Origin of the sequence: Actinomyces polynesiensis, assembly GCF_000820725.1 — a bacterium.
Classification (GTDB): domain Bacteria; phylum Actinomycetota; class Actinomycetes; order Actinomycetales; family Actinomycetaceae; genus Pauljensenia; species Pauljensenia polynesiensis.
The window spans coordinates 1-9,894 of sequence record NZ_CCXH01000125.1 but is presented as its reverse complement, the minus strand read 5'-3'; the positions used below and the strand labels follow the sequence as shown (position 1 = coordinate 9,894).

General features: G+C 70.6%; 10 protein-coding genes. 4 read left to right on the top strand and 6 right to left on the bottom strand.

All coding sequences use genetic code 11. From position 1 onward, the window contains the following. The coding region (locus TA90_RS05915; RefSeq protein WP_043535092.1) for a site-specific integrase at positions 1-514 on the bottom strand (514 nt) is incomplete at its 3' end. Positions 515-651: 137 nt separating this feature from the next. Here TA90_RS05915 and tkt point away from each other — a divergent pair. Genes tkt through pgl form a run of 4 tightly spaced genes read left to right on the top strand, consistent with a single transcriptional unit; the run spans position 652 to position 5,983 of the window. Then, on the top strand, positions 652-2,715 hold the full coding sequence (gene tkt, locus TA90_RS05910) for a transketolase (RefSeq protein ID WP_222704605.1): 2,064 nt from the start codon (positions 652-654) through the stop codon (positions 2,713-2,715). Positions 2,716-2,770: 55 nt separating this feature from the next. Then, entirely contained in the window at positions 2,771-4,300 is a 1,530-nt protein-coding gene (gene zwf / locus TA90_RS05905; protein WP_043535088.1) for a glucose-6-phosphate dehydrogenase, read from the top strand. Continuing rightward, entirely contained in the window at positions 4,297-5,259 is a 963-nt protein-coding gene (locus tag TA90_RS05900; RefSeq protein ID WP_043535087.1) for a glucose-6-phosphate dehydrogenase assembly protein OpcA, read from the top strand. Before zwf ends, TA90_RS05900 begins: the two co-directional genes overlap by 4 nt. Further along, entirely contained in the window at positions 5,252-5,983 is a 732-nt protein-coding gene (gene pgl, locus TA90_RS05895) for a 6-phosphogluconolactonase (RefSeq protein ID WP_052450561.1), read from the top strand. Before TA90_RS05900 ends, pgl begins: the two co-directional genes overlap by 8 nt. An 81-nt stretch (positions 5,984-6,064) precedes the next feature. Here the strand turns inward: pgl and secG are convergent, their stop codons facing one another. From secG to TA90_RS05870, 5 genes are all read right to left on the bottom strand, one after another. Beyond that, positions 6,065-6,310, bottom strand: coding sequence for a preprotein translocase subunit SecG (gene secG / locus TA90_RS05890; RefSeq protein ID WP_043535086.1), 246 nt, complete (start codon positions 6,308-6,310; stop codon positions 6,065-6,067). Positions 6,311-6,455: 145 nt separating this feature from the next. Beyond that, on the bottom strand, positions 6,456-7,235 hold the full coding sequence (gene tpiA, locus TA90_RS05885) for a triose-phosphate isomerase (protein WP_043535085.1): 780 nt from the start codon (positions 7,233-7,235) through the stop codon (positions 6,456-6,458). A 2-nt stretch (positions 7,236-7,237) separates the two neighbouring features. Continuing rightward, positions 7,238-8,428, bottom strand: a complete 1,191-nt coding sequence (locus tag TA90_RS05880; RefSeq protein ID WP_043535084.1) for a phosphoglycerate kinase — start codon at positions 8,426-8,428, stop codon at positions 7,238-7,240. Positions 8,429-8,530: 102 nt separating this feature from the next. Beyond that, the gene (gene gap, locus TA90_RS05875) at positions 8,531-9,538 is read right to left on the bottom strand and encodes a type I glyceraldehyde-3-phosphate dehydrogenase (protein WP_043535083.1); all 1,008 of its coding nucleotides are present in this window, start codon (positions 9,536-9,538) and stop codon (positions 8,531-8,533) included. Positions 9,539-9,712: 174 nt separating this feature from the next. Next, positions 9,713-9,894: helix-turn-helix domain-containing protein (locus tag TA90_RS05870; RefSeq protein WP_043535082.1), on the bottom strand; the 182-nt coding region annotated here is incomplete at its 5' end.

The following is a 9,894-nucleotide window of genomic DNA, read 5'->3' as shown; positions in this document are numbered from 1 at the left end:
CCTCGTCGAGGTCGAGGTCGTCCACCGCGAGGGCGACCGCCTCGGAGATGCGCGCCCCGGTGGCGTAGAGGAGCTCCAGGAGGGCGGCGTCGCGCAGGTGCACCGGGGAGTCACCGACGTGGGCGGCGTCCAGGAGGCGCGTGACCTCGGGGACGGACAGCGCCTTCGGCAGGCGTCCCGGGGCCCGCGGGGGCTCGAGGTCCGCCGCGGGGTCCTGTGTGACGAGCCCCTCCCGGAGGGCGAAACGGTGCAGGCCACGGATGGCGGCACATGCCCGGGCCACCGAGGTGGCGGCCAAGGGGCGCCCGGTCACCTCGCCGGAGCGGAGCCCCTCGACGTGGCGTCCGACGTCGGCGGCGGTGACGGCGTCCAGGGAGGTGATGCCGTGGGCCCGCAGGTCTGCCAGGTAGCGCCCCACGTCGCGCCGGTACCCGGAGACCGTGTTCGAGGACGCGCCGCGCTCCACGCGCAGGTGGTCGAGCCAGTCGCGCGCCACCTCCTCCATCGTGGTCATGCTGGAATGCTAGGCCGGGATCCGGCGCACCGGGAGGAAGCGGCGGGCACGGGATAGAGTTTGGGGCGGAACCCGTGTGATCCACGCCCTCAGGGCATGAACGGCTGGAGGCCGAAGTGACATTCAAGTGGGACCCCATGGACCAGCGAGCCGTGACGACGGCGAAGGTGTTGGCCGCCGACGCGGTCGAGAAGACGGGCAATGGTCATCCCGGCACGGCGATCTCGCTGGCGCCGGCCGCCTACCTCCTCTTCCAACAGCACCTCAGGTTCGACCCGTCGGACGACCGCTGGTTGGGCCGTGACCGGTTCATCCTCTCCGCAGGGCACACCTCGCTCACCCAGTACATCCAGCTCTACCTGGCCGGGGCCGGCCTGGAACTGCACGACCTGGAGAACCTCAGGGTCTTCGGTTCGCGCACCCCGGGACATCCCGAGTTCGGCCACACCCCCGGCATCGAGCTCACCACCGGGCCGCTGGGCACCGGCCTCGCCGCGGGTGTGGGATTCGCGATGTCGGCGAGGCGGGCCCACGGGCTCTTCGACCCCGAGACCCCGATGGGCCGGTCGGTGTTCGACCACGACGTCTACGTGGTCGCCGGCGACGGGTGCATGCAGGAGGGTGTCGCCTCCGAGGCCGCCTCCCTGGCGGGCACGCAGGAGCTGGGCAACCTCACGGTGATCTGCGACGACAACCACATCTCCATCGAGGACGACACGAACATCGCCTTCACCGAGGACGTCCTCGCCCGCTACGAGGCCTACGGCTGGCAGGTGCAGCGGGTCGACTGGTTGGGCGCCGACGGCAGCTACGACGAGGACGTCCGCGCCCTCGACGAGGCGCTGCGGGCCGCGAAGGCGGACACCGCGCGCCCCTCGATCATCGCCCTGCGCACGATCATCGGTTGGCCCACCCCGGGCAAGGAGAACACGGGTGCCATCCACGGCTCCAAGCTCGGCTCCGACTCGCTGCGGGGCCTCAAGGAACGACTCGGGGTCGACCCCGACGCGATGTTCGCCGTGGACCAGGAGGCGGTGGACCACGCCCGTGCCAACGCGGCGTTGCGCGCCCGCGAGGCACATGCCGAGTGGGACCCCCGTTTCGAGGCCTGGCAGGCGGCCCACCCCGACCGCGCCGAGCTCCTGGACCGCGTCCTCTCGGGCCGCATGCCCGAGGGGTGGGAGTCCTCGCTCCCGACCTTCGAGGCGGGGAAGTCGCTGGCCACCCGGGCCGCCTCGGGGCAGGTCCTCAACGCCATCGCCGAGGCCGTGCCGGAGCTGTGGGGGGGTTCCGCGGACCTGGCGGGATCGAACAACACCCTGATGAAGGGGTGGCCCTCGTTCCTGCCGGAGGACCGGACCTCCGCCATGTTCCCCGGCAACCCCTTCGGGAGGAACCTGCACTTCGGGGTCCGCGAGTTCGCGATGGCGGCCATCATGAACGGCATCGCCGCGGACGGTCTGAGCAGGGTCTACGGCGGCACCTTCTTCGTGTTCTCGGACTTCATGCGTGGGGCGGTGCGACTGGCGGCCCTCATGGACCTGCCGGTCATCCACGTGTGGACCCACGACTCGGTGGGTGTCGGCGAGGACGGCCCCACCCACCAGCCGATCGAGCACTTGGCGGCCTGCCGGGCGATCCCCGGACTGGCCGTGGTGCGCCCCGCGGACGCCGAGGAGACGGCCCAGGCGTGGCGTGCGGTCCTCGAGCAGCGCCACCCGGCCGCCCTCGTGCTGTCCCGTCAGGGCCTGCCCAATCCCGCCCGCGGCGAGGGCACCGGCCTGGCCCCGGCCACCGGTGTGGCCCGCGGCGCCTACGTGCTCTCCGACTGCGAGGGCACGCCCGACGTGATCCTCATGGGGTCCGGCTCCGAGGTCCAGCACGCGCTGGCGGCGCAGGTGCTCCTCGCCGACCAGGGGGTGGCGGCACGCGTCGTCTCCGTGCCGTGCATGGAGTGGTTCGGGCAGCAGGACGAGGAGTACCGCGAGTCGGTCCTCCCGGCGGCCGTCCGCGCCCGGGTCTCCGTCGAGGCGGGCATCGCCATGCCCTGGCGCTCCTGGGTGGGTGACGCCGGGCGGTCGGTGTCCATCGAGCACTTCGGGGCCTCCGGGGACGGACAGGCCCTCTTCGACGCCTACGGGATCGACGCCCCCCACGTCGTCTCCGCGGCGCACGAGTCCCTGGACGCCGTGCGCGCCTGAACCGAGCAACGGGCCGGGCGGGCCGCGTGCCCGCCCGGCCCCCGGAAGGAACACCGTGGGTTCACGTCTCTTCGAGCTGCACGATCCCGACGACCGTCGCCTGCCGCGGGTGGCCCCGCCGTGCGGCCTCGTCATCTTCGGCATCACCGGCGACCTGGCGCGCAAGAAGCTCCTGCCCGCCGTCTACGACCTCGCCAACCGTGGACTCCTCAACCCGGCCTTCGCCCTGACGGGCTTCGCCAGGCGCGACTGGTCGACCGGGGACTTCGAGGACTTCGTGCGCACCGCCATCGAGAGGTACTCCCGCACCGGGTTCGAGGAGCGCACCTGGAAGCAGTTCGCCGCCGGGTTGCGCTTCGTGCCCGGCAGCTTCGACGACGCCGAGGGCTACCGCAAGCTCGCCGACACCGTCGCCGAACTGGACCGCTCCCGCGGCACGGGGGGCAACCACGCCTTCTACCTGTCGATCCCCCCGTCGTGGTTCCCGGTCGTGTGCCGACACCTGGCCGACACCGGGCTCAACGTGCGCAACGGCGGTGACGAGTGGCGCCGCGTCATCATCGAGAAACCCTTCGGGCACGACCTGGAGTCCGCCCGCGAGCTCTCCCACGTGGTCTCCCAGGTCTTCGACGAGCGCGACGTCTTCCGCATCGACCACTACCTCGGCAAGGAGACGGTCCAGAACATCCTCGCCATGCGCTTCGCGAACACCATGTTCGAGCCTCTGTGGAACTCCAACTACGTCGACCACGTCCAGATCACGATGTCGGAGGAGATCGGCATCGGCACCCGCGCCGGCTACTACGACGGCATCGGCGCGGCGCGCGACGTCATCCAGAACCACCTCCTGCAGCTCCTGGCCCTCACGGCCATGGAGGAGCCGGTCCGGTTCACCCCCCGCGCCCTGCGTGCGGAGAAGGAGAAGGTGCTCTCCGCGGTGCGCCTGCCCGAGGACCTCGACATCGGCACCGCGCGCGGGCAGTACGCGGAGGGCTGGCAGGGTGGCGCCCACGTCAAGGGCTTCCTCGAGGAGGACAACATCCCCGTCGACTCCCACACGGAGACCTTCGCCGCGCTCAAGCTCTTCGTGGACACGCGACGCTGGGCGGGCGTCCCCTTCTACCTGCGCACGGGCAAACGCCTGGGCAAGCGGGTCACCGAGATCGCGGTCGTCTTCAGGAGGGCCGCGCACGTGCCCTTCGAGAACTCCGAGATGGGTGAGACCGGCCAGAACGTCCTCGTGGTGCGCGTCCAGCCGGACGAGGGGATGACGCTGCGCTTCGGCGCGAAGGTCCCGGGCACCGAGATGCAGGTGCGCGACGTGACCATGGACTTCGGCTACGGGCACGCCTTCACGGAGGACTCCCCCGAGGCGTACGAGCGCCTGGTGCTGGACGCCCTGGTCGGTTCCGCGCCGCTGTTCCCGCACCAGCGCGAGGTCGAGCTCTCCTGGAAGATCCTGGACCCCGTGCTGGAGCACTGGGAGGCGGCCGGCGCCCCGGAGCAGTACCGTCCCGGTTCCTGGGGACCCTCCACGGCACACGAGATGCTGGCAGTCGACGGACGTTCCTGGAGGATCCCGTGATCATCACGCTCAAGGACACGACGGCCTCCGAGGTCGCCTCCCGCATCATCGAGATGCGGGACGAACGCGGGTCGGCGGCGCTGGGCCGCGTGCTCACCCTCATCGTGGTGGTCGACGACGTCATCGACGTCGACCGGGCCATCGAGATCTCCGACGCCGCCTCCAGGGAGCACCCCTGCCGCGTGATCGTCGTGGTGGACCCCGGGGAGAAGGACGGCGAGGCGCGCCTCAACGCCCAGATCCGGGTGGGCGGCGAGGCGGGCCCGTCGGACGTGGTCGTCCTCGAACCCCGTGGCGACGCCGCCAACGGACTGGACACGCTCGTGATGCCCCTGCTGCTCTCGGACACCCCGGTGGTGACCTACTGGCCCAACGTCCCACCGGACAACCCCGGGGAGCACCCGCTCGGCGTCCTCGCGGTGCGTCGGATCACCGACTCGCGGTCCACGCAGTGCCCGATGAGGACGCTCATGGACCTCGCGCGCACCTACTCCCCCGGTGACACCGACCTCGCGTGGTCCGGTGTGACGCTGTGGCGTGCGCTCCTCGCCACGGTCGTGGAGGGCTTCGACCGGGCGCCGGAGCTCATCACCGTGACCGGGCACGCCACCCATCCCTCCGCGTTCCTGGTGGCTGCCTGGCTCCAGCGGCGAACGGGGGTGCGGACCGTGCACGAGGCCGACCCGAGCGCCAGGACCATCACCGGGGTCCACTTCTCCTTCGCCGACGGCGCCGAGGTCTCCCTGACCCGCAGGGCCGTCTCACAGGTGGCACACCTGAGCCGCAGTGGGCTCGACACCACCTATGTCAACCTGCCCAGGCGTTCGGTCCAGGACTGCCTGATGGAGGAGCTGCGCCGACTGGACCCGGACGTGTTCTACAGCGAGGTCCTCACGGAGGACCTCCCACGCCTCCCCGAGGTCGTCGCCCTCCTGGAGGAGGGACCGGAGGATGCCTGAACTGCGTGTGTTCCCGACCCCCGAGGAGATGGGGGACGCGGCCGCGGAGGCGCTGGTGGAGCACCTGGCCCGGCTCACCGCCACCGTCACGGACCGGCGTGTCGACCTGGCCGTGGCCGGGGGCTCGGTGGCCACCGTGGTGCTCGGGCGCGTGCCTGCCCCCGCGGCCGGGGTGGACTGGTCGAGGGTGAGGGTGTGGTGGGTGGACGAGCGGTTCGTCCCCTGCGACGACCCGCAGCGCAACGACCTGGTCGCCCGGGAGGTCCTCCTCGACCGCCTGCCGGGAGTCGAGGTGCGGCCGATGCCCGCTGCGGACGGCACCACCTCCCTGGAGGGGGCGACGACCCGGTTCCGTTCCGAGCGGTCAGGGGTGATGGGGACCCGGAGCCCGGACCTCGCCCTCGTCGGGGCCGGTCCCGACGGGCACTTCGCCAGCCTCTTCCCCGGTCATCCCCAGCTCGACTCCGACGACGTGGTCGTCGCCGAGCGCCACTCCCCCAAGCCCCCGCCCGAGCGGATCTCCCTGACCCGCGGGGTCGTCGCGGGATCTGGGACGGTGTGGGTGGTCGCGGCGGGTGCCGCGAAACGTGGGGTCCTCGCAGCGGCCCTGGCCGGCGCGGACTTCCACGAGGTGCCGGTGGCGGCACTCACCGGTGGGCGGGTGGTGTGGTGGCTCGACGCGGCCGCCGATCCCCGACCGCATGCGGGACCGCAGCGGGCCTGACGCCGCGTGTGCGCCCGGCGGTGGGCGCGAGCGGGACGGTGCACCCGGCCGGACGGTGGGCTCGCCCGGGGTCGGCCGGACTCAGAGACCGAACTTGTTGAGGACCCCGAAGGCGACGATGCACACGGCCCACACGACGAGCACACCCAGCGTGATGCGGTTCAGGTTGCGCTCGGCCACGCCTGAGGACCCGACCGAGGAGGAGATCCCACCGCCGAACATGTCGGAGAGCCCGCCGCCGCGCCCCTTGTGCATGAGAACGGTGAGGGTGAGCAGGACGCTCGTCAGCACGATGAGCACCAGCAGGACGATCTTCAGTACAGCCACGTGTGGTTCCGTTCGGGTCCGGGTGGCGCACCCGCGGGGACCGCGGGGCGCACGACTGTGATGATTCTAGTGCTGGCACGACGATGGGGGCCAACCGGCGTGCCGGTGGGCCCCCATCCCCCGGCAGTGCCGGGTGCCGTGTGTCTCAGAGGGTCTGGAAGCGCGCGATCTTCGCGAACTCCTCGGCCTTCAACGAGGCGCCGCCGACGAGTCCGCCGTCGACGTCGGGCTCGGCCATGATGTCCTTGACGTTCGAGGACTTCACGGACCCGCCGTAGAGGATGCGCACGGTCTCGGCGACCTCGGCGGAGTAGAGCTCCGCGAGACGCAGCCGGATCGCTCCGCAGACCTCCTGGGCGTCGGCGGGGGTCGCGACCTCGCCGGTGCCGATGGCCCAGATGGGCTCGTAGGCGATGACGACCTTGGCGGCCGCCTCCGCGTCCATGCCCTCCAGGGCGCCGTCGATCTGTGCGAGGACGTGCTCCACCTGGCGTCCGGCCTTGCGGACGTCGAGTCCCTCACCGCAGCAGATGATCGGGGTCATCCCGGCATCGAGGACGACGCGGGCCTTCTCCCCCACCAGGGCATCGGACTCGTGGTGGTACTCGCGACGCTCGGAGTGGCCGACGACCACGTAGGAGACGCCGAGCTTGACGAGCATCTCCGCGGAGATCTCCCCGGTGTACGCCCCGGCCTGGTGGGTCGAGACGTCCTGGGCGCCGTAGCGGATCTTGAGGCCGTCGCCCTCGACGACGGTCTGGACCGAACGGATGTCGGTGAACGGGGGGATGACGACGACCTCGGTCGAGGAGTAGTCGAAGTTGGCGTCGTCGAGCGCCAGGGCGAGACCCTGGACCAGGTGGATCGCCTCGAGGTGGTCGAGGTTCATCTTCCAGTTGCCCGCCATCAGGGGGGTGCGTGCCATGTTCAGTCCTCCAGAACTGCGATGCCCGGCAGGACCTTGCCCTCGAGGAGTTCGAGGGAGGCGCCACCACCGGTGGAAATGTGGGAGAAGGTCGACTCGTCGAAGCCGAGGAGGCGCACGGCCGCAGCCGAGTCACCGCCACCGACGACCGAGAACATCGAGCCCTTGGACAGGGCCTCCGCGACGGCGCGCGTGCCGCCGGAGAAGGCGGGGAACTCGAAGACGCCCATCGGACCGTTCCAGGCGACGGTCTTCGTGGTGGCGAGCTTCTCGGCGAAGAGCTTCTGGGACTCCGGGCCGATGTCGAGGCCCATCTGGTCCGCGGGGATGGCGTCCGCCGGGACGACCGTGGCGGGCGCATCCGCGCTGAACTCGGGGGCCACGATGATGTCGACCGGCAGCACGAGTTCGACACCGCGCTGGGCGGCCTCGTCGATGTAGCCCCTGACGACGTCGATCTGGTCCTCCTCGAGCAGCGACTTGCCCACGTTGAGGCCCTTGGCGGCCAGGAAGGTGAACACCATGCCGCCGCCGATGAGCAGCATGTCGGCCTTGGTCAGGAGGTTGGCGATGACGCCGAGCTTGTCGGAGACCTTCGACCCACCCAGGACCACGGCGTAGGGCCGCTCCGGGTTGTCGGTGGCGCGACGCAGGGACTCGATCTCCTTGACCACCAGGAGGCCGGCGGCGGAGGGCAGGATCTTCGCGATGTCGTAGACCGAGGCCTGCTTGCGGTGGACCACGCCGAAACCGTCGGAGACGAAGACGTCCCCGAGCTCGGCGTACTCCTTGGCGAGGGCCTCGCGCTCGGCGTCGACCTTGGAGGTCTCGCGGGCGTCGAAGCGGACGTTCTCCAGGAGGGCGATCTCGCCGTCCTTCAGGGCGGCGACGACCTCGTGGGCGGAGGGCCCGGTGACGTCCTTGGCGAGGGTGACGGGCGCGTCGACGAGCTCGCCGAGGCGTGCGGCGACGGGTGCCAGCGAGAACTCGGGCTTGACCTCGCCCTTGGGGCGGCCGAGGTGGGCCATGACGACGACCCTGGCGCCGGCGTGGACCAGCTTCTCCAGGGTCGGCAGCGCGGCGCGGATGCGACCGTCGTCGGTGATGACACCGTCCTTGAGCGGGACGTTGAAGTCGGAGCGGACGAGCACGCGCTTGCCGCGCAGGTCGCCCAGCGATTCGATTGTCCTCATTGAACCTTCCTTCGGTGGATGTGGGAATGGGTGGGCCCCGACGAAAGGCGCCCGCACACGCTGTCGCGTGCGCGGGCGCCCTGCGTCATGAGACCTGGTGGCTCAGAGCTTGGAGCCGACCAGCGCGGTCAGCTCGACGAGGCGGTTGGAGTAGCCCCACTCGTTGTCGTACCAGGAGACGACCTTGACCATGTTGTCGATGACCTTGGTCAGCTGCGAGTCGAAGATCGAGGAGTGCGGGTCGCCGACGATGTCGGTGGAGACCAGGTCGTCCTCGGAGTACTTGAACACGTGGGCGAAGTCGCCGGTGGAGGCGGCCTTGGCGGCGGCGTTGACGTCCTCGGCGGTGACGCCGGCCTTCTTGGGCTCGAAGGTCAGGTCGACGACGGACCCGGTGGGGACCGGGACGCGCATGGCGTAGCCGTCGAGCTTGCCCTTGAGCTGGGGCAGGACCAGGGCCACGGCGCGGGCGGCGCCGGTGGAGGTCGGGACGATGTTCAGGGCGGCGGCGCGGGCGCGACGCAGGTCCTTGTGGGGGGCGTCGTGCAGACGCTGGTCGCCGGTGTAGGCGTGGACCGTCACCATGAGGCCACGCTCGATGCCAAAGGCATCGTCGAGAACCTTCGCCAGCGGGGCGAGGTAGTTCGTGGTGCAGGACGCGTTCGAGACGATGTTCTGCGTGGCGGGGTCGTACTGGTCGTCGTTCACACCGATGACGAAGGTGCCGTCGACGTTCTTCGCGGGGGCGGAGATGACGACCTTCTTGGCGCCACCGTCGATGTGTGCCTTGGCCTTCTCACCATCGGTGAAGAAACCCGTGGACTCGACGACGACATCAACGCCGAGCTCGCCCCAGGGCAGCTTGGCCGGATCGCGCTCCTCGAGGGCCACGATGCGGTGGCCGTCGACGGAGATGGACTCCTCGTCGTAGGTGACCTCGGCGTCAAGGCGACCCGTGATCGAGTCGAACTTGAGGAGGTGGGCGAGGGTCTTGTTGTCGGTGAGGTCGTTGACGGCGACAACCTCGATGTCCGCGCCCTGCTCCAGGGCGGCGCGGAAGAAGTTGCGGCCGATGCGGCCGAAGCCGTTGATGCCAACGCGGGTGGTCACTGTTGTCCTCCTGCTTGTGCCCCCCGTAGGGGCACCTCTTTCGATGCGACCGGGTCCACGGGATGTGGTCCCGGCCCGCAGTGTCCTGCGGTTCCAGCACTGACAAATCTACACCCCTGAGGCACCTCGGCGCAGGGCCGTACGGCCCACCGACGTGGGCCGGGGTGCCCGGCCTCAGTCCTCCTCGAGCATGTCGAGGGTGAGCACGGACTCGGTGTCGGGGATGCCCTCCTCGTGCGCCTTCTTGTCGGCCATGGCGAGGAGGCGGCGGATCCGTCCCGCCACGGCGTCCTTCGTCAGGGGTGGGTCGGTGCGCCGCCCCAACTCCTCGAGGGAGGCCTGCTTGAACTCCAGGC